This is a genomic window from Acidiphilium sp., from assembly GCF_049977125.1.
Lineage (GTDB): Bacteria > Pseudomonadota > Alphaproteobacteria > Acetobacterales > Acetobacteraceae > Acidiphilium.
On record NZ_JBMFGY010000018.1, the window covers coordinates 1 to 19,778 of the forward strand.

The 19,778-nt window shown below is 62.6% G+C and carries 15 protein-coding genes; 4 read left to right on the top strand and 11 right to left on the bottom strand.

Annotation, left to right across the window (positions count from 1 at the left end):
• Positions 1-162 precede the first annotated feature (162 nt).
• The 3 genes from ACP5E6_RS04940 to ACP5E6_RS04950 are packed head-to-tail and all read right to left on the bottom strand — an operon-like array spanning position 163 to position 2,797.
• Positions 163-906, bottom strand: a complete 744-nt coding sequence (locus tag ACP5E6_RS04940; RefSeq protein ID WP_427952407.1) for a class I SAM-dependent methyltransferase — start codon at positions 904-906, stop codon at positions 163-165.
• A 55-nt stretch (positions 907-961) separates the two neighbouring features.
• Positions 962-1,720, bottom strand: a complete 759-nt coding sequence (locus ACP5E6_RS04945) for a hypothetical protein (RefSeq protein ID WP_427952409.1) — start codon at positions 1,718-1,720, stop codon at positions 962-964.
• Between the two features lie 39 nt (positions 1,721-1,759).
• Positions 1,760-2,797 (bottom strand): DUF707 domain-containing protein, encoded by a 1,038-nt coding sequence (locus tag ACP5E6_RS04950; protein WP_427952411.1) that lies wholly within the window; start codon positions 2,795-2,797, stop codon positions 1,760-1,762.
• Between the two features lie 121 nt (positions 2,798-2,918).
• Here ACP5E6_RS04950 and metZ point away from each other — a divergent pair, with 121 nt between their 5' ends.
• The 4 genes from metZ (at position 2,919) to ACP5E6_RS04970 (ending at position 8,958) form a co-directional block, all read left to right on the top strand.
• Complete coding sequence (metZ, locus tag ACP5E6_RS04955; protein WP_427952413.1) at positions 2,919-4,151, top strand: O-succinylhomoserine sulfhydrylase; 1,233 nt, start codon at positions 2,919-2,921, stop codon at positions 4,149-4,151.
• Positions 4,152-4,222: 71 nt separating this feature from the next.
• Positions 4,223-6,505, top strand: a complete 2,283-nt coding sequence (locus tag ACP5E6_RS04960; protein ID WP_427952415.1) for an adenosylcobalamin-dependent ribonucleoside-diphosphate reductase — start codon at positions 4,223-4,225, stop codon at positions 6,503-6,505.
• 260 nt (positions 6,506-6,765) lie between these two features.
• Entirely contained in the window at positions 6,766-7,779 is a 1,014-nt protein-coding gene (locus ACP5E6_RS04965) for a class I SAM-dependent methyltransferase (RefSeq protein ID WP_427952417.1), read from the top strand.
• 51 nt (positions 7,780-7,830) lie between these two features.
• Positions 7,831-8,958 (top strand): alpha/beta fold hydrolase, encoded by a 1,128-nt coding sequence (locus tag ACP5E6_RS04970; RefSeq protein ID WP_427952419.1) that lies wholly within the window; start codon positions 7,831-7,833, stop codon positions 8,956-8,958.
• A gap of 155 nt (positions 8,959-9,113) precedes the next feature.
• Here the strand turns inward: ACP5E6_RS04970 and ACP5E6_RS04975 are convergent, their stop codons facing one another.
• The 8 genes from ACP5E6_RS04975 to ACP5E6_RS05010 form a co-directional block, all read right to left on the bottom strand.
• The gene (locus ACP5E6_RS04975) at positions 9,114-10,670 is read right to left on the bottom strand and encodes a GumC family protein (RefSeq protein WP_427952421.1); all 1,557 of its coding nucleotides are present in this window, start codon (positions 10,668-10,670) and stop codon (positions 9,114-9,116) included.
• 5 nt (positions 10,671-10,675) lie between these two features.
• Complete coding sequence (locus tag ACP5E6_RS04980) at positions 10,676-12,130, bottom strand: VpsF family polysaccharide biosynthesis protein (RefSeq protein WP_427952423.1); 1,455 nt, start codon at positions 12,128-12,130, stop codon at positions 10,676-10,678.
• Positions 12,127-12,882 (bottom strand): WecB/TagA/CpsF family glycosyltransferase, encoded by a 756-nt coding sequence (locus ACP5E6_RS04985; protein WP_427952425.1) that lies wholly within the window; start codon positions 12,880-12,882, stop codon positions 12,127-12,129. The genes ACP5E6_RS04980 and ACP5E6_RS04985 overlap by 4 nt, the downstream gene beginning before the upstream one ends.
• The gene (locus ACP5E6_RS04990; RefSeq protein WP_427952427.1) at positions 12,879-15,200 is read right to left on the bottom strand and encodes a glycosyltransferase; all 2,322 of its coding nucleotides are present in this window, start codon (positions 15,198-15,200) and stop codon (positions 12,879-12,881) included. Before ACP5E6_RS04990 ends, ACP5E6_RS04985 begins: the two co-directional genes overlap by 4 nt.
• Positions 15,197-16,141 (bottom strand): glucosamine inositolphosphorylceramide transferase family protein, encoded by a 945-nt coding sequence (locus ACP5E6_RS04995; protein ID WP_427952429.1) that lies wholly within the window; start codon positions 16,139-16,141, stop codon positions 15,197-15,199. Before ACP5E6_RS04995 ends, ACP5E6_RS04990 begins: the two co-directional genes overlap by 4 nt.
• Positions 16,138-17,628 (bottom strand): oligosaccharide flippase family protein, encoded by a 1,491-nt coding sequence (locus tag ACP5E6_RS05000; RefSeq protein ID WP_427952431.1) that lies wholly within the window; start codon positions 17,626-17,628, stop codon positions 16,138-16,140. The genes ACP5E6_RS04995 and ACP5E6_RS05000 overlap by 4 nt, the downstream gene beginning before the upstream one ends.
• Complete coding sequence (locus ACP5E6_RS05005; RefSeq protein ID WP_427952433.1) at positions 17,625-18,281, bottom strand: hypothetical protein; 657 nt, start codon at positions 18,279-18,281, stop codon at positions 17,625-17,627. The genes ACP5E6_RS05000 and ACP5E6_RS05005 overlap by 4 nt, the downstream gene beginning before the upstream one ends.
• Positions 18,282-18,310: 29 nt before the next feature.
• Positions 18,311-19,778: exopolysaccharide biosynthesis polyprenyl glycosylphosphotransferase (locus tag ACP5E6_RS05010; protein WP_427952435.1), on the bottom strand; the 1,468-nt coding region annotated here is incomplete at its 5' end.

Below are 19,778 nucleotides of genomic sequence, written 5' to 3' on the forward strand. Positions count from 1 at the left end.
GTTTGGATAAATGTGCCCAGTGGATGAACGGAATAAATGAGTTGATCTCCGCGCCAAACTCGCCTCGGAACGGCAAAATTTCAGGTAAATTGTGCGAAAACATCATTTGAACATTCTTACGCTAAAAAAATGCGCCTACACAGACATTTCAGTTTGCCGTTGCTACTTAAAAAGTATCCACTGACCGTCTTCAACAACAATACCATTCTCTAAAAAATGAGCCTCGGGACGATGATATAAAAGCTTTGCTACGTTTTCGTAATTTACGTTAATTTGTGAAGCAAACTTGGTTACATCGCCCCGCACGGCGTCCCATGACCAGTCATCTCCAAAAATAACGCCGCCGTCACGCACAGTATTCCAACAATTTAGTAACTCAAGAAATGTTTCGCCCGGCTCATGTGCACTGTCGAGATAAATAACATCAGGTCTTTTACTGAGTCTTTTTTCAGATATAAGTCTATTTATTAGTTTAAGTCCAATAATTGATGTACAAACTAATGGTATTAATTGACCTGCCATTTGTAGTTTATTGATATTAGCACGAAATCGGTCGTAGATCGTCGGACGACCATCTAGCAGATTCAAATATCGCCATTTATGCGATTCGGCCAACTCTCTTTCCCATGCCCACATATTCACATCTCCGGTAAACGGATCGATGCAAACAAATGAACAATTCATCTTTAATCGATTAAAGTTTTGGATGACTTTAATAATTGAACCACCTGTCATGGTTCCTAACTCCAACCAGAATTCCGGCTTAATTATGGTAGCGATAGCTTCAATGACTCCATCTTTTATATTAGTATCCGGATATCTAAAATCAGTCATTTCTGCTGATGCGTAATCGAATGGATCTTGTCCCGACCAGATCTGATCAAGCAATTCTTCCCGAATCGACATTTATAATCTTTCATCATATAATATTTTATGGAATGTTTATATTGTTATAACAAACCTAGAAAAAATTAATAAACGGCATACCGCACAAATGTAGCCATAAGCGTTCAATAATATACCCATAAGTTGGAAGACTATTAGCTGCTTGAATTGCAAGAGCTAATGTATGTTTTGGTATTTTTTCAAGATTTTTATTTTTTACAGCAAATTGGGCACCGTACGAAAAGCAACCAATGTTACTGCGTTGCGCAACTTCTGCCAATTCAGGCCACTCACAGCGAAATAAAAAATCAGAAGCAATGTTTATCCCCTCTGAAAGTTTATGATGATATAAGTAGCTACTATATACTTTATAAATTCCAAGATCATAAAATTTTATCGGCCCCCATGTTGTCAAAGAGAAAATTTCAGGACGAATACGACCGTGTTCATTTAAAAATATTGTTTCGTTTTCTAATATTTTTTGCGGCGGCACATTTTCAGAATCCAGCCAGCATAAAGAGAGTGGCTGTATGTCCTCCCAACTTTCCATAGCGCCTAAAATCTGATGAAGATCAGGACTATGATCAAATGGATTACCTTGAAGAAAAATGGAATATCTGTCGTCAAAATCTTCTTTTTTTAATATATGTCTGAGAAAAGTGTCAGATTCTCTACCATTGTTTTCAAGTTTAATCACCTTCTGTGTCCGGTTTTTTACAATTTCGCTTAAATCTGAGTCTCCCTTGTTATAAATAATGACATCAAAAAAATCAGGTATTTCTGCAATCCAGTCCATATTTTCGTTGTATCGAGCGATTATAATTTCGTGACTCATTGTAATCTCCAGTTTTTACAAATCAAAGTTCTTAAAAATTCACAACCATGGGACGGCATTCTGAAAAATGCAGCCGTGGATGCGATGATCCATATAATTGGCGCCGTATTTCGCGGTGATCGCCTTCAGCTCGGCGCGGGCCTGGGCGAGGTTGGTATTGATGCCGCAGGGGCGGGTGTGGGTGACGGCGCAGGCATCGATCACCGCGATGCGGTGTTTCGGGTAGCCGAGCAGGCGGGGGAAAATCCAGTCATGGCCCCATCCATATGTCGTCGCTTCCAGGAAGACCGGCAGGCAGAGCATCGCCGCCGCCGCGCTGAACACCGGGACCATGCCTTCGACGAAATTCGTGTAGCGGAGGCGATATTCGGGACATTCGAACAGCATGCGGTGCACCGAGAACGATTGATGGGTCAGCGCCGGCTGCGCCAATTGCAGGTCGAATTCGCGGCAGATGGAGAACAGGCGGTCGACCGTGGTCCAGTCGGTCATGATGTCGTCGTCAGGCAGCCAGATGTGATCGTAACTTCCGACCAGGTCGCGGTGACGATCGAGCCAGCGGCCAATCGGCTGGAATTTGGGTCCGGTGTCGCAACTCAGGAAATCCTGTCCCCAATCGGGCGGATCTTCGGTGCCATACCAGGACAGCGCGAAATCCCATTCCCTTGTCGCCGCCGTGGCCCATTGCGGGAATAGCGCCTTTGACCCAGCGCGCATGATCACGAGATTGCGCCGCCGGGGAGCAGCGGGCGATGCGGGGAGGGTCGCGCCGATGCGGAGCAGCATGACCGGTCGCGCCTCGTCCCACAGCGGCGAGGTGGCCATGCCGTGCAGGGAGGTCACCTCGTCCTCGCCCTCGGGGGGGGCGAAGCGGGCGGTGACGTGACGATCGGCGTTGAGGAACTCAAGAACATCGTTTTCAATCCGCCAAGCCGTTTCGTTCTTGTGGAAATGCCCGAGAATGCGTCCGCCAGGGCCAAACCCGATGGTCTCCGCGATCGGTGTGCCGTCCGCCATGCCGAATACCCAGAGGCTCCCGAGGAGTGCTGGTTCGAGGATGGGGGCGTTCTGAGGCATATTGTCTCCTGCGACGATTGGCGCTGTCCGGGCATACCGCAGAGTGTTTAATGATGGGTTAACAGGGCGCGCGCAGGGGTATGATTTTGGAAAGCGGGCGCGATCCGTTTATAAGGGTCTTATGAAACGCACCCATCGCCCCGCCACCACCCTCGTTCATGCCGGTCAGGTTCGCTCCAATTTCGCGGAGAACGCCGAGGCTTTGTTTTTGACCTCGGGCTTTGTCTATGACGATGCCGAGCAGGCGGCGGCGACGTTTCGGGGGGAGGTTTCGCATTATCAGTATTCCCGGTTCGGCAACCCGACCGTTGCGATGCTCGAGGCGCGGCTGGCCGCGATCGAGGGGGCGGAGGCGTGCCGGGCGACGGCGAGTGGGATGGCGGCGGTGCATGCGGCGATTCTGTGCCATGTGAAGGCGGGGGATCGGGTCGTGGCGTCGCGCGCGCTGTTCGGCTCGTGCCACTGGATCGTCTCGACATTGCTGCCGCGCTACGGGATCGAGACCGTGTTCGTCGATGGCGGGGATATCGCCGCGTGGGGTGAGGCGCTGGCGGTGAAGACCGCGCTGGTGCTGCTGGAGACGCCGTCGAACCCGATGCTCGATATCATCGATCTGCGGGCGGTGTGCGACCTTGCGCATCGGGTCGGGGCGATTGTTGTGGTCGATAACGTGTTCGCCACCCCGCTGCTGCAACGGCCGCTGGAATTCGGGGCGGATGTGGTGGTGTATTCCGCGACCAAGCACATGGATGGCCAGGGGCGCGTGATGGGCGGGGCGGTGCTGGGCAGCAAAGAGTGGATCGAGAATGTGTTGCAGCCGTTTACCCGCAATACCGGGCCGGCGCTGGCGCCGTTCAATGCCTGGGTGATCCTGAAGGGGCTGGAGACGATGGCGCTGCGGGTGGCGCAATCCTGCCGGTCGGCCGCGGCGATCGCGGATCATCTGGCGGGGCAGGCGCCGGTGGAGCGGGTGTTGTATCCGTTCCGGGCGGATCATCCGCAATCGGCGCTGGCGCGGGCACAGATGAGCGATGGCGGGACGCTGGTGAGTTTTACGTTGAAGGGCGGCCAGGCGGCGGCGTTCAAATTCATGAATGCGCTCGAATTGATTGTGATTTCGAATAATCTGGGCGATTCGAAGTCGATGATGACGCATCCGGCGACGACGACACATTCGAAAGTGCCGGCCGAGGATCGGGCGGCGCTGGGGATTACCGCGGGGACGATCCGGTTCTCGGTGGGGCTGGAGGATGTGGCGGATCTGATCGAGGATGTGGATGGGGCGCTGGCGGCGCTGGGTGAGGCCGCGATCGGTTCGGGCAGCGTGACGCGGCAGGTTCGCGGCGCGGCGTGATTGAACGGGCTTGGGTGGCGGAGTAGCCTAGGGGCCGACATTCGAGTCGTGGACCCCGTAGGATCATCACCATGGATATGCCCGTACCGCCGCATCCCGCCACAATCGCTGAACGGCTCGCGCCGATCTCGGTCCAGATCTGGGATGCGAAATATCGGTTGAAGCAGCCGTCGGGCGCGCCGGTCGATCTGACGATTGAAGCCACCTGGCGCCGCGTGGCCCGCGCGCTGGCCGCGATCGAGCCCGAGCCGGCGCGGTGGGAGGCGGAATTCTATGAGGCGTTGCAGGATTTCCGGTTTCTGCCGGCCGGGCGCATTTTGTCCGGCGCGGGCAGCGATCGGCGCGTTACGCTGTTCAACTGCTTCGTGATGGGCGACATCGAGGACGATCTCGGCGCGATTTTCACCCATTTGCGCGAGGCCGCGCTGACCATGCAGCAGGGCGGCGGCATCGGGTATGATTTTTCCTCGCTGCGGCCGAAGGGGGCGGCGGTCAAGGGCGTCGGCGCCGAGGCGTCCGGCCCGCTGTCGTTCATGGATGTGTGGGATTCGATGTGCCGCACCATCATGTCCGCCGGGACGCGCCGCGGGGCGATGATGGCGACGTTGCGCTGCGATCATCCCGATATCGAGGCCTTCATCGCGGCGAAGCGTGATCCGGCCCGTCTGCGCAATTTCAATCTTTCGGTTCTGGTGACCGATGCGTTCATGGCCGCGGTCGAGGCCGATGCCGATTGGGATCTGGTGTTCGGCGGCACCACCTACCGCACGCTGCGCGCGCGTGCGCTGTGGGATGGTTTGACCAGGGCGACCTATGATTACGCCGAACCCGGGGTGATCTTCATCGACCGGATCAATGCGCGCAATAATCTGGCGTATTGCGAAACCATCCATGCCACCAATCCGTGTGGCGAGCAGCCGCTGCCGCCCTATGGCGCCTGCCTGCTCGGCTCGATCAACCTCGCGCGGCTGGTGCGCGACCCGTTCACGCCGGCGGCGCGGATCGATCAGCAGGAGCTGGCCACCCTGGTCGGCACCGCGGTTCGGATGATGGACAACACGATCGATGCGTCGGGTTTTCCGCTCGAGCAGCAGCGGCTGGAGGCCGAGGCGAAGCGGCGCATCGGGCTTGGCGTGACCGGTCTTGCCGATGCGCTGATGATGACCGGCCTGCGGTATGGCACGGTCGAGGCGGCCAGCCAGGCGGCGGGCTGGGTTGGGCAGATCGAACGCGCCGCGTATCTGGCCTCGACGCGGCTGGCGGCGGAAAAAGGCGCGTTCCCGTTGTTCGATCGCGCGGCCTATCTGGATGGCGAGACGGTGCGCGGCCTCGATGACGATATTCGGGCGGCGATTGCCAGCCACGGGATTCGTAACGCGCTGCTGACCTCGATTGCGCCGACCGGCACGATTTCGCTGCTGGCGGACAATGTGTCGAGCGGGATCGAGCCGGTGTTCGCGCTGGCCTATACGCGCAAGGTGTTGCAGCCGGATGGATCGCGCGTTGAACAGGAAGTTTCCGATTACGCCCTGCGGCGCTACCGTGAGATCTTCGGTGGCGATGCGCCGCTGCCGGCCCATTTTGTCACCGCCCAGGAGCTGACGCCGGGCGAGCATGTGCGGATGCAGGCTGCCGTGCAGCGCCATATCGACAGTGCGATTTCCAAAACCGTCAATGTGCCGGAGACGATCGGGTTCGAGGCGTTTCAGGACGTTTATCGCGACGCCTATCGCAGCGGGTGCAAGGGCTGCACGACGTACCGGCCGAACGCGATCACCGGCTCGGTGCTCGAGGTCAAGCCGGCTGAGACTTCGGCGCCGGCGGCTGACCCGGTGCCGCATTTGGGGCCGCATTTTGGTGAATTACTGTCCCGGACCGAGAAGCTGACCGGGGTGACGTATAAAATCCGCTGGCCCGGCAGCGAGCATGCGCTTTATGTCACGCTCAATGATATCGAGTATGATGGCGTTCGGCGCCCGTTCGAGATTTTCATCAATTCGAAGAATCTCGAACATTATGCCTGGGTGGTTGCCTTGACGCGGATGATCAGCGCGGTGTTTCGCCGCGGTGGCGAGGTTGCGTTCGTTGCCGAAGAACTCAAGCAGGTATTCGATCCGTTGGGCGGGCATTGGTCGGATGGCCGCTATGTGCCCTCGCTGGTGGCGGCGATCGGCGATGTGATCGAGCGCCATATGGAGGAGATCGGGTTGCTGACCCGGCCGGAACTGGCGGTGGTGGAGGCTGCGCCGAGCGCAACCCTTGGTAAGATTTGTCCCAAATGCAGTCAACCGGGGGTGATCAAGGAGGAAGGTTGCCTCACCTGTCTGCATTGTGGATGGTCGAAATGCGGGTAGTCGGGCGCGATTATCTTGAAATTTAAGACGTAATTGTCATTCTTTAGACTTGCTTGTCGTGCTTTGACACGGTAGCGTGAAGTCTCATTATTAGAATAGTTTTTGGGGATTTTGCGCTTTTTTATGCACGGCGCGCCGGGTTTTGATGGTTGATTTTGGAGTGTGGTGGCTGATGGGGTGATGTTGTCGCTGGGATGACTTTGCCCGGATTGTTGCTTTTCACGAGATTTGAGAACGCAATTGACGGGATTATTGTTTGAATGAACACAATTGTCATTGAACCCGGCCGCAACGATACCGCCTATCCGAGTTGGGACAGTTTATTGCAGATATGCGGTTGTCCGCGGTGCGGTGCCGCGTTGGAACCACGGGCGGTGCTGTGGTTGTGCGCTGATCCGGCCTGTCATTACCATGTCGCCGGGTTTCCGGTGACTTTTGGACAACCGGTGCTGGTCGATTTCGAGACGAGTATTTTCGAGCGTGCCGCCTATGTCGATTGTAGCGGCTCGGTTCTGCCGCGCGACGATTCGGGGCAGGGTCTGCGCACCCGGCTGCGCCGCGCGGTTCTGGGGCATAATCGTGTGGCGGCCACAATGGGCGCCACGCTTCGCCGGCTTGCGCTCGAAATGACGGCGAAACCCCGGATACTGGTGATCGGCGGCGGGGCGATCGGATCGGGTCTTGATGAGATCTATGCCGATCCGAAGATCGAGATCGTCGGAACCGATGTGTATGCCTCGCCGAATACCCGCCTCGTCGCGGACGGCCATGCCCTGCCGTTCCGCCCCGGCGTATTCGACGCCGTGGTTATTCAGGCGGTGCTCGAACACGTGCTGGAGCCCCAGAAAGTCGTTGCTGAAATCCATCGGGTGCTGCGGCCTGAGGGTTTGGTTTATGCCGATACGCCGTTCATGCAGCAGGTGCATGAGGCGGCGTTCGATTTCACCCGTTTCACCCGCAGCGGGCACCGCTGGTTGTTTCGGTGCTTTACGGAAATCGAGTCGGGAACCGTCGGTGGCGCTGGAACGTCGTTGCTGTGGTCGATGCGGTACTATCTTCGCGCGTTCGGCGTGCGCAATCAGGTCGCCACCCTCGCTGTCGTTCCTTTTGTCTGGCTGCGCCTGCTGGAACGGTTCGCGCGGCCCGCGCCGAATGCCGATGCGGCGAGCGGCCATTATTTCCTGGGCCGGCGCGCCGACCGGCCGATCCTGCGCGAGAAGGACATGATCGCGTATTACCGGAATCAGGCTCTGACATCGAGCGCGCCGACTTGAGATGCGCGTATTTGATATCTTAATCGTAATAAATTATGATGTCGTGCTAGGATGGTGAACTCGATTGCCGGCACGGCTTGTCCTGTCATGGCGGAGGCGCCGTCGGACGCGCGGGCTGTGGCGTTATCGGCGTCGGTTGCGGCAATCGAGATGGCGTTGCAGCCGATCTGGCGGCGGGCGTTCGGCCGGAAGGGCGGGGATAGCAACGCGCATATCCTGCAGATGTCGGTCGGGATCGGTCGGATGACGCGGTTTCTTCGGGATGTTTCGAGCGAACTCGGCGTGCGGATTCCCCCAACCGCGCTGATGCGGCTGGGAACGATCGCGGCACTCGCCGAGGCGATCGCGCGGGATGAATGGCCGGCGTTTTCGTCGCGGCTGTTGCTGCGCGATGGGGATCGCGATGCCGCGCTCTATATCGTTTCCGGGGGTTCCGGGTTGATTCTGGAACTCTGCGACCTTGTGTCGCTGATCGCGTTTCCGGGCCAGATCTGGGCTTTGCAGCTTCCCGGACTCGATGGCGAGGCCGATCCTTTGACATCGATCGCGGGGATGGCGGGGCATCACGTCGAGCAACTCATCGCGCATCATCCCGGTGGTCCGGTTCATCTGATCGGTTACTCGTTGGGCGGGATCATCTGTTTCGAAATGGCCCGGCAGCTGAGGGCGAGTGGTCGCGAGATCGGCTTCATCGGGATGATCGACAGTGTGTGCTATGAAAAATACTGGCCGCGATCGGAATGGTTGCGGGTCTCGTATCGTCGTTTCCTGCGCCGGATCGCGGAGATCCGCGAGCTGCCGCCACGCGCCGCGATGGCACGGATGACCACGCGGATTCTATCCGTGCCGCCGCACCTCGGACGCCGTTTCAAGCGGGGTTCGGACGCCGGGTCGTTCAGGCGATCGGTTTTTTATGTCGGCGGGCTCGAGCCTAATCTGCAGCGGGTGCGCGATGGCTCGATCGTTGCCTTTGAGGCCTACCGGCCGTTGCGGCTCGCATGCCGGATCACGCTGTTCAAATCCCGGCAAGGGTTTCAACACGGTTGCAATCCTGAACGGATCTGGCAGAGTCTGGCCGATCATGTCGATGTCGTCACGACGCCCGGCACCCATATCTCGATGCTGCGGATGCCCTGTGTCGAGGATCTGGCGCGCCAGATCTCGTCACGGCTGAACTAGAGCGATATGCGATAAAGTTGACGCGGCAGCGGCAACATAATCGCATGAAATCGCTCGAAAAAACATAGAGACAGAGCGTTAGGCTGAAAGCATAACGCTCTAGATCGATCAAGTCTCAGGACGCGCCGATCCGGCGCTGTGACCGGGAGGGCGGCTTACCGCCATCGGGGCAGGAGGGCGAGGCGGGAATGGTCGAGCTCGGGGATGATGGCGAGTAGCGGAATGCCGGAATCCGCTTCCAGCACGCGTCCGAGCAGGGCGCCCCGGCGGAAAAAATTGGCGAGCAGCACCGTGAGCGCGGCGCCGACGATCGCGAGGATGACGCCGGCCAGCATAATCAGTTTCCGCAGGGGAAACGGCGCCATGGGACGCAGCGGTGGCGATAACACCCGCACATTGGCGCTGGTTTCGGCATCGACCTGTTCGATCATCCGCCGGTCGCTGAGGGTTCGCGCGGCATCGGCATAATCGGCGGCGGCCACGGTTTGCTGGCGTTGCAGATTGACCCATTGCGCCTTGAGGGTTTCCAATCGGGTCAGTTGACCTTCGATGATGGTCAGATCGCGCCGATCCTGGGTCGCGCGGATGCGGCCGGCCGCGAGGGCGGCGGTGTCTTGCAGCAGGTCGAGGTTGATCGTTGCATAGACCGGGTTGGGGCCGCTCTGGCGGCTGGAGGGGGCGCCGTTGGCCGTGGCGTGGGCGAGTAGCGCGGTTTGGGTTGCGATCTGCCGGCGGAGATTTTCCGCCTCCGGACTGTCGCTCCGGTAATTGCTCAGCAGGGCGGCGAGGCGGGAGCGCAGATCATCGAGGCTGGTGCGGAGGGACGCGGTGCGTTCATCGGTATCGACGCTCTGTTGCAGCGCGATCGTGGGAGGTGCCGCGTGGCGCTCGTGCCGCAAGGCGGCAAGGCTCGTGGTTAATTGCGCGACGGAGGATGTCGCGGTCATCAGATCTTGTTCCATCCGGCCTTGCTGGCCCAGCAGGATCGCTTCGCGGGCTTCGAACTGGGTGACGTTATGGGCGATCTCGAAGGCGGTCAGCCGGGATTCCGCCTGATCGAGTGCTTCGCGCTCGGCCCTGACCCGCCGCGCGACGGCGGCGGATTGGTCGTCGCTGAAAATCCGTTCGCGGCGCCTGAGATAATCCTGTTCGAGCACCGAAACGACGCGTTGCGCCAGAACCGGATTGCGATGGCCGAAGCTGAGGGTGATCACATCGTCATGGGGTCCGGCGATGGCGTTGAGATGGGATTCGAACAGCGGAATGGCGCGGTTGATCGGGTCGTGGTGAGCGGCCCCCGGTGGCGGCGGTGCCATCAGATCGTGGATCGCGGCATAGACGCGGGCGAGCAGGCCGGGTTTGCGCGCGAGCGCGGGGTAGAGGGTTTGCAACCCGATCCCGGCGATGACCTCATGGGCCAGGGCGGGGGATTTCAGGATCGCGATTTCAGACCCGACCATGGCCTCGCGCGACATCGCCTGGTTCGCGAGCGAATGCGAGCCGGCCGTGGTGCGGATCGCGTAGGCATCGCTCGGCAGCACCAGCAATTGCGAGGTCGCGATGTAGGTGGGTTTGACCAGCAGCGCGATGGCGAAGGCGGCGACCAGGATCAACCCGCAGCCGGCGAGGATCATGCGGCGTTTCATAAAGCCGGTTTCGAGCAGTTCCATGAAATGATCGGCGGCGGTGTAGCGATGGGTGAAGCCGGACATGGGGGTTACCTTTGTGACGGGAGACCGAACTTGCGGTGTGGCGCGGCGAGGGGGGTGAGGCCCCGCCGGGGTGGTGCCGCGGGGATCAGGGCGGCGGACGGGACGGGCGGGGCGCGGAGCGGGGCGGGCATTGGCGATGCGGCGCCGCGCGCGGGACGGCGCGAAGCGAAGCCGCTGGCCGCGACGAGCGCGCCGGCCAGCACAAACAGGATGTTGCTTTTGGCGCCCAGCGAATTGCTGGTCGAGGCGACCGAGATCACCACCACCAGCATCACCCGGCCATAAAGCGCGCTCCGGCGCCATAAATCGGCCATCAGGGCGAGAAATCCGACCAGATAGACGGTAAACCCGACCACACCCAGGTTGATGAAGGCGAGCAGGGCGAAATTCTCGATGCCGCTGAACGGCGGCACCAGCCCGACCTGATATTCGATATAGGGCAGGCGATCGACCTCGACGCCGAGCATCACTTCACGGAAATTCATCAGCTTCGGGATGAGCCATTCGGTGATGCGCACCTTGGCGCTGCTGTCCACATAATCCTGGGTCACGAGCCGATCGGCGATGCTGGTCTGGGTGATGACGAGCCAGGCAATGCCGATGGCGAGCAACAGACCGCCGATCACGCTGAGCAGCCTCAACGCGGTCAGGCGGCGGTGGAACAATTCGGCGATGAGCGACCAGGCGCCGAGCGCCAGCATCGCCGCCACGGTGGCGACCAGGGCGGCGCGCCCGCCGAAGGCGAGCAATCCGACCAGACACCAGCCCAGGAGTGCGGCGGTGACGAGCGGACGCAAGCGCATCTGCAACAGAAGGAACATCGCCATCGAGGTCATCATGGCGCCGGTCAGCGGGTGATCGTACAAGGCGACGCCGCGAAACACCGGAAACGGCGCCTTGTATTGATACACGCCGACATAGAGGCCGATCAGCAGGTGACGAGTCAGGCTTTCGCCCACGGCGATCGTGACGTTGAGGATATAGAGCGACGCCATGATGAAGCCGAGGACGCGACGTTGCGCCATCGAGATATCGCACAGCACCAGCATCAGAATCCCGGCCGAGAGGTAACTGTCGATCAGCGATGCCGACCCGGTGACGCCGATGGTGACCAGCGAATAGCCGATGCACAGAACGAAGGCGATCACGAAAATGGCGATCAGCCGGTTGGCGGCGAACAGCCGCAGCAAGGCGCCGAATGGATCGCCGCCCTCGAACAACCGCACCGTGAGCGCCAGGAACGCGACATAGGTGGCGGGGTTGATTTTGACGATCGGGCTGCCGCCCGGAATATTGTAGTGGATGCCCATGATCATGAGCAGATTGGCCGAGATGGTGAGTTGCATCGCCAGCGAGAGCATGGCGAGGGCCACGCTCAGGCGTGGCGGCGGCGGCGGCGCGTAGGCGGGCGAGATGCGCGGCGCCAGCGGATTCAGATGACGGGACAGGGCGTTCGTCATGGGGGATGACCCCGCAGGTCGGCGGCGATCGCGGCGGCGAAGCGAAACGCGCCGAGGCCATAGCGCGCTGCGAGCCGGCGGGGCTCCTGCGCCAGGCGCCAGAGCCATTCGGCGTGCAGGGTCTGAACGGCGGACGGCGCGCGGCGCACCAGACCGAGTGCCATTTTGACCCCCTGGCCGACGCAGAGAGTCCAGCAATCGGGCAGTGACGCGCGGTAGCGATCGGTGAAAATCTCGCTTTGCGGCGCGCCGACGGCCATGATCAACAGGGTTGGCCGATGGCGCGTGATCGAGGCCGCCAAATCGGCGCAGGCCTCGGGCCTATCGATAAAGCCGAAGGGTGGCACGATTGCCGCGACACGATCGGCGAAACCCGCAATGCCCGACTGCGCGGCCCAGATCTCGATCGCGCGCGCGGTCGCGGGCTGGTCCGCCACGAACATCAGCCGCGCGGCCGGGCGTGCGGCGGGATTTCTCATGATCCTGGCGATCAGGCCGGACCCGGTCACCCGGTGCGCCCGGTGCCCCCGCAGCCTGGCGTAGTAATGGACCGGAAATCCATCACATAAAATGAGCGCTGCGTGGCGGTAGGCGGCGCGGAACGCGGGATTGCGCCGCAGCTGGACGATGTGATCGAGATTGGGTGTCACGATCAGGCAGGGTCCGTCACCCGCGGGCGAGGGGGTTGCGAGCAGCGCGGCGACGGCGGCTTCGTCGAGTTCGCTCGGGGTCAGGCCGAAAATCGGGGTCATGCGGCAACGCCATGGTTGGGGGCTGTTTGATATACCCGATCGAACAGGGCGTGGTAGCCTTGGGCCGAGGCGGCCAGGGTGTAGCGATCCGCCCGCGCCTTCAGCGTGTCGGCTGACCAGAGCCGGCGGATGTCAGGATCGAGGGCGTCGGCGAGACGCGCGATATCGCCGGTGGGCACGAGGCGTCCGTAGCGGCCATGGTCGAGAATTTCGGCGGGTCCGTGCGGGCAATCGGTACTGATGACCGGCGTGCCGCAGGCCATGGCCTCGACCAGCACATTGCCGAACCCCTCGTAGGCCGAGGACAGCACGAAAGCGGTCGCGGCGGCGAACCAGGGCAGGGGATTGGCGACGGAGCCGGGCAGCAGGACATCGCCCCCGAGGGCGAGGTCATCGACCAGCGCCTCCAGCCGCGGACGCAATGCGCCTTCGCCCAGAATGATCAACCGCATCGGGACGCGACGCCGGGCCAGAGCGAAGGCGCGGATCAGGGTCGCGTGATCCTTCTGGCCGACCAATCGGCCGGCGGTGATGAAGACCGGGATGGTCGATGCCGCGCGCAGCCACGCGTGGTCGACCGGGGCGGCGGCGCGGGCGGCGAAATCGGGTGTCACCACCGGGTTATGGATCACGGTGATCCGGGCGCGGTCGAGCCGGGCGCAATGGGCCAGATCGTCGGCAACCCCGGCCGAGACGGCGACGATTGCATCGGCCCGTGGCGCCAGCAGCCGATACGCCGTGGGGAGCAGCCGGTAGTTCAGCCCGCGCATCGCCTCCGCTTCGGCGCTCAGCGCGTTGTGCTGGGCGATCACCAGTTTCGATGCGGTCCGCGCGATCATGATGGCCATCGTGGCGACCAGGTTGTTGTGGTCGAGATTGGCCAGCAGAATATCGGGCCGGTGGGTTCGCAGATAGCGGACCAGCAGCGGCAGATCGGCGATGGTGCGGCGTGTGCCGAACACGACCACGGCGAGGTCGGCCGGCAGAAGCGCGCGCAGCGGGCCGGAGTCGGCATGGACGAGCAGGGTGACATCGAATCCGGCCGCGCGAAAGGCGCCGATCAGGCTGAGAACCGCGCGCTCGACGCCACCGCTCGAGAAATCATGCATATAGATCGCGATCGACCGGCGATCGGCCGGGCGGATCGGGCGGGGCAAGGCGCGGTCGATCATGCCGCGATAGGCCGCCGCACTCGCCTCGATCGTGAAATCGGCGGCGCGGGCGCGGAGCGCCGCCCGGTCGAAGCGGGTGTGTAACATGTCGTGCAGCGCGTGTGCGATGGCATCGGCATCGCCGACCGGCACCAACCGGCCGTATCGGCCATCCGCCAGGATTTCGCGCGGCCCGACCGGACAATCGGTTGCGACCACGGGCACGCCACAGGCCAGCGCCTCGACGATGACGTTGCCAAACCCTTCGAAACGCGACGTCAGCACGAACACATCGGCGGTTCGCAGCAGGGCCGGCAGGTCGTTGGTGAAGCCGGTTATTTCAAGATCGTCGGTGATGTTCAGGGCGGTGGCGATCGCCATCAGCCGCGCGCGTTCCGGCCCGTCGCCGGCGATGATCAACCGTGCCGGTTGGCGGGCGCGCAGCCGCGCGAAACCGTGCAGCAGCGTGGTCAGATCCTTTTCCGGGGCCAGTCGCCCTGCCGTGACGATTAAGGGTATGCCAGCGGGGCGCTCGGGTTGGGGCGCGCTGTCGGTCGGGGTGTTGACCGACGCTGCGGCGACGATGGGATTATAGATGGTTCGCACCGTTGCGCGGCGCGGCAGGTTGGCGCGGAAATCGGCGGCAACGCCGTTCGAGGCGCAGATTATCGCGGTGGCGAAGGGGTAGAACAACCATTGCAGCAGCGGCAGGACCCGATATCGCCAGCCGGGATGCGCGCCGATCAGGGACTCGATGGGCGCGTGTTCGCTCGCCAGCACGAGGAGAGGACGGCGATGCCGCATCCGCACGATCAGCCCGGCGGCGATGGCCGCGAGATTGTTATGTGGCAGCGCCGCGATCAGGACGTCGGCGCGCCAGGTGACGGCGAAACGCGCCAGGGCGGGCGGGGTTGCGCGGGTGTGGCGGATGTTGAGCACGACCAGCTCGACGTGGCGCGGCAAGGGCAGGGGGCGGGCGGATGGTGGATACTGGACCACGATGGCGACCCGATGGCCGGCGGCGGCAAAGGCGCCGGCCAGGCGTGTCATGGCCATCTCGGCGCCACCGATTTCCATCGTGGGCATGAAGACGGCGATCGCCGGCGGGGACGTGTCCGCGCGGGGGGGCGGTGGGTCGGTGTCACCCTGATCGAGCGGCGGAGTCATGGGGTACGCCGCTCGACTTGTCTGGTTCTGAACATCCGGCGACGGATCTTGCCGGCCACGACGCGGGGGGCGAAGATCATGCGCTTGCCATCGATCAGACAGCGCTCGCCATCGGCGGAGAGGGTGTGCAGCCCGTGCGGAAACGGCCCGGTCGGGTCCGGCGCCAGGCGGCAGACGATGCGTTCGCGGTACGTGGTTGGCGTCAGCGTCAGGATTTCGGCGATCACCAGCGCTCCGCCGTAGGTTTCAGTGCAATCCTGTGCCGGGCGATACCAACGCCCGCGATGCTGAAATGGCGTGCCGCCGCTGCGCGCGGTGCGCCGGCCGGTGATGACCGGATTGGCGGCATGGGCATGCCAGGGGCCGCCCGGATGGTTGGCGTGGAAGAGGCACAGATTGTTGTCCGAGCCGAAGGCGAGATCGGTCGCGGCGATCCAGAGGTGACCGTTGGCGGCGAACATGGTCGCATCGACCAGACGGCGATCGGCGGCGATCGTGGCGAGCGCTTCGAGTGTGCCGGGCGGGGTCAGCCGGTAGAGAATGGTCGGCCCCCCCGCGACGGCTTCGGGGAGCATGAACATCTCCTCGCCATCACGCCAGATGAACGGGTAGGAGCGGTGAACCCCATCATCGAGCAGGGTGCCGACCGGTTCGAACCGGCCGCCGCGCTCCCGCAGGGCGACGATGCGACCGATTCCGGTGACAAGCGGCACCTCCTCGCACAAAATCAGGTCGGTGCCGGGCCAGGCGAAGGGATCGGCGCGATAGGCCCGGCCTTGCGTGGGTTCGAGCCAGCGCACCGGGCCGAGCGCGCCGTGGTCGAGTATCGCGCCGATCGGGCGGGCGCATATCCCGATCGACCACCATTCGCAGAGCAGCCGGTCGCGCCAGACCTGCCGGGCGGCGGCGGCGGGTTCGGGTGACCGCACGCGCGTGCTCATGCCTGTTCGGGGTCGGCGGTGATGGCGCGCAACCGTCCTGCAAGATGGCCGCGCAGCCCGCCGAGGTCGAGCAGAACCAGGGCTGCCACATAGGTCGCCACGCTCTCGACAAAGACCGCCGCCAGATGCAGCCACGGATTGGCGATCATGATCAGGCGGGCCAGACCGACCATGAGGGCGAGGGCGGTGGCGATTCGCGCGACGTCCCACGGCGGCACCCAGATCGGGAAGGCCCGGCGGGCCAGAACGGCGCTGAACAGGCATTGCAGACAAACGCAGGCCAATGACGCCCAGGCCGCGCCAAACACGCCGTAGCGCGGGATCGCCACGGCATCGATGCCAAGATTGAGCAGGGCGAACGGGGCGTAGGCCAGGAGCATCAGGTCGGTCCGGCGGGCGAGATGATAGGCGTGGTCGAGGAAATGGGCCGAGATCATGCGCACCAGAGCGGTGGCGGCCACGATTGGCAACAACGCCACCAGCCCGACGCGGAACGCCGGACCGACCGTGACGCGGGCCAGTTGCGGCGCAATCAGCATCAGGCCGACGCAGGCCGGTGCCGCGACCGCGATCAGCAGCATGCCGTTGAAACCGATCTGCCGTTGGGCGGCTTCCGGACCATCATGTTCCAGGGTGCTCACCGTTCGCGGAAAGGTCGCGGTGGTGAGGGCGGTGCCGACGATGGAGGTTGGCCGGTCGACCAGAATGGTCGCGACGGCGTAGATGCCCAGCGCCTGTGCGCCAGCCAGCCCGGCGACCATGAACCGATCGCCGTATTGAAGGGCGGCGCAGACGATATAGGTGAGGGTCAGCGGTGCCGCGAACTGCCACGCATTGCGTTGCAGGGTGCGGTCGAACCGTCCCGCGCGGAATTCTTTCCAGGTATCGCGCGCGCCGAGCGGCAGCACCGCGATGAAGCCGATGATCAGGCCGAGCATGACATTTTCAGCGGTCGGGCCGCGCCAGATCACCAGTGTCACGCCCGCCGCGAAGCCGATGATCGACTGGCCGCTTTCAATCAGCGTATAGGCCGCAACCGAATCATTGGCACGGCGCACCGCCTGGCCGGCCGCGTTGGTGGCGCGTAACAGCAACAGCGGTACCGCCAGCCACAGGACCGGCAGCAGTTTTGCGGGCAGGGGAATGAAACGCAGCGCGATCGCCGCCGCCACCGCCGTCGCCGCGCCGATCAGCAGCACGCCGATGGTGCTGGTGCGCACGAGATCGGCGGTGGTGCCTTGCCGCGACGCGATGGGGTAGAACCGGACGATGGCCACGGCGATCGCGTGGAACAACGACACATTCACCACCATCAACGCGGTGAACGCGAGGCTGTAGCGTCCGTAGGCGGCGGGAGAGAGCAACCTTGTGTAGACCAGCACCACACCAAGCGAGACGAGCGCCGGAATGATGGTGGCGGGCAGGTAGCCGGCGATGATCCGCTGGAGGGGGCGGGGGGGCGGTTGCGCTTGCTGCCGCGCCGTCAACCGCGACCTCCCAACCAGGCGGGACGATAGCTGCGTTCGCGATTGAAAATGGCCCCCAGAACCTGACCGCCGACCCGGGTGATGGTATCGCGCGCCGCAATCATGTCGCGTGCCGATGTCCGCGCGGCGGCGGCGATCAGGGCGGTACCGTCGCAATGGCGCGCCATGGCGATGGCATGCGGGGCTTCGCCCAGGGCCGGACAATCGATCACCACGGCGTGATACTGGCGGCGCAATTCCGCCAGCCGATCATCGAGAGCGGGTGTCAACGTGTCGGCAAGTCCGGCGAGGGGCGGCTCGATCGGGGCGTGAAACAGGCTGGCGGTATCGGTTGGCAGCGGGTCGATGGCGCCGAACGGCGCGGTGGCGGTGATCAAAAGGACCGGCCGGCGATAGGCTTGCGCGGCGGCGTGGGCGAAGCCCGCGGCGATCGTGCTGGTGCCGGCGCCCTTCTGTGTGGCGACGAACTGGATGACGAAGCCGTGGGGTGAGGTGCGCAGCGTTTCGATGGTCAGGAACAGGGCGACGAATTCATCGGGCAACGGCACCGCGGGCGCCATTGTGGTGGTCGAAAGCGGCCGGTCGAGTGCCGGATCGCCCAGCAGATCGATGCGCAATGATGTGGTCGGATCGGTGGAGGTCTGGCTGTTCATGCGTTTGACAATCCGGTTATCGGTCGAGCTCAGAACGCCTGATCGTCGCAGATGACGCACATGACCGTCCGCAACAGGATCGACATGTCAAAGCCGAGCGACCAGTTTTCGATATAATACAAATCGTGATCGACCCGATCCTGCAGTTCGGCCACGGAATCGATGATGCCGCGGCTGCCGTTGATCTGCGCCCAGCCGGTGATGCCGGGGCGCACCGCGAACCGTTCGCCGTAATCGGGGACCAGGGTTTCGAGCGCGCTGCCCTCGACCATCATCGCGGCGGCGTGCGGACGCGGTCCGATGATCGACATGTCACCACGCAGCACGTTGAAGATCTGGGGTAGTTCATCGAGGCTGTGGCGGCGTAGAACGGCGCCAAACCGGGTGACCCGTCGGTCGTTGCGCTGGGTCTGCAGCTCCAATTCCGCCGAGGTCGCGGCCGGCGCGTGGATCATGGTGCGGAATTTCAGGATCTCGAACAAGGCACCGCCCCGCCCGACCCGGATTTGCCTGAACAGCACCGGACCGGGGGATTCCAGCCTGATCAGCACGGCGATGATCGCCATGACCGGCGCGATGATGATCAGTACGACACTGCCCAGGATCAGATCGACAAGGCGCTTCTGCGCCATGGCGCGCCGCGCCATCGCGGCGGTGTCGCGCCGCAGAACCGGAACGCCGCCCAGCGCGGTCAAACCGGCGGCGAGGTTGCGCCGCAACGATTGTCCGGGCAGGGCCACGGTGGTTACGCCACAGCTTTGCGCGGCGGCGGTGATGGTTGCGATGTCGGCTTCCGGTAGTTGAGGCAGGGCGAGCAGTATCGCGTCGATATTCTCGTGCTGGAGACGGGATTTCAGGTGGCTGGGGTCACTGATGCGGGTTTCCCCGCCAGCCGGGGCTGACCGATCGCCCGCATCGCCCGACACATGGTCGCGATAGTCGATGGCGCTGACCAGGTGGATCGTTGTTTCCCGGCGCAACTGGGTCAGCAAGCGGCGGCTGGAATCGAGCGCGCCGACGAACAGCACGCGCGGTATCGCCCGGGCGGCATAACGTGGCCGGATCATCATCCAGGCGAGGCGGGCGGTCAGCAATGTCGCCAGTCCGACGCCGAATATGGCGGCCATTTCCGGTGGGAATAAACCCAGATTGTGCAGCCGCACCGGTTCGACGCAGCGAACCAGAGTGGCCAGCAGAACGGACAGGCCGAACGCGCCGATCCAGGCACTGGCGAGGCGTGCTGGTTGCAAGGCGGCGAACAGCAGGTGGTTGGAAGTGTAGAATTGCCGGCGGGACAGGATCATCGCATTGAACAGGGGCAGGCCTATCACGACCACCCAACTCGCCGCGCCGAGACCGCCGAGGCTTCTGAAGACCGACAGCGCCGTTCCAATCGCGATCATCAAAACCGAGGCTTCAGCAACGGCCAGTGCGATCGAGAATTTCAGACCCGGCGTGCGGCCCCCGATCGCCGATGGGCCAGTCGCTGATGTGCCA

Excerpts from the sequence above, each read along its gene's own strand:
- ACP5E6_RS04980 (WP_427952423.1), bottom strand. The coding sequence starts at position 12,130 with ATGACGAACGCCCTGTCCCGTCATCTGAATCCGCTGGCGCCGCGCATC.
- ACP5E6_RS04995 (WP_427952429.1), bottom strand. The coding sequence starts at position 16,141 with ATGAGCACGCGCGTGCGGTCACCCGAACCCGCCGCCGCCGCCCGGCAG.
- ACP5E6_RS04975 (WP_427952421.1), bottom strand. The coding sequence starts at position 10,670 with ATGTCCGGCTTCACCCATCGCTACACCGCCGCCGATCATTTCATGGAA.
- ACP5E6_RS04950 (WP_427952411.1), bottom strand. The coding sequence starts at position 2,797 with ATGCCTCAGAACGCCCCCATCCTCGAACCAGCACTCCTCGGGAGCCTC.
- ACP5E6_RS05005 (WP_427952433.1), bottom strand. The coding sequence starts at position 18,281 with ATGAACAGCCAGACCTCCACCGATCCGACCACATCATTGCGCATCGAT.
- ACP5E6_RS04990 (WP_427952427.1), bottom strand. The coding sequence starts at position 15,200 with ATGACTCCGCCGCTCGATCAGGGTGACACCGACCCACCGCCCCCCCGC.
- ACP5E6_RS04970 (WP_427952419.1), top strand. The coding sequence starts at position 7,831 with ATGGTGAACTCGATTGCCGGCACGGCTTGTCCTGTCATGGCGGAGGCG.
- ACP5E6_RS04960 (WP_427952415.1), top strand. The coding sequence starts at position 4,223 with ATGGATATGCCCGTACCGCCGCATCCCGCCACAATCGCTGAACGGCTC.
- metZ (WP_427952413.1), top strand. The coding sequence starts at position 2,919 with ATGAAACGCACCCATCGCCCCGCCACCACCCTCGTTCATGCCGGTCAG.
- ACP5E6_RS04945 (WP_427952409.1), bottom strand. The coding sequence starts at position 1,720 with ATGAGTCACGAAATTATAATCGCTCGATACAACGAAAATATGGACTGG.
- ACP5E6_RS04940 (WP_427952407.1), bottom strand. The coding sequence starts at position 906 with ATGTCGATTCGGGAAGAATTGCTTGATCAGATCTGGTCGGGACAAGAT.
- ACP5E6_RS04985 (WP_427952425.1), bottom strand. The coding sequence starts at position 12,882 with ATGACCCCGATTTTCGGCCTGACCCCGAGCGAACTCGACGAAGCCGCC.
- ACP5E6_RS04965 (WP_427952417.1), top strand. The coding sequence starts at position 6,766 with ATGAACACAATTGTCATTGAACCCGGCCGCAACGATACCGCCTATCCG.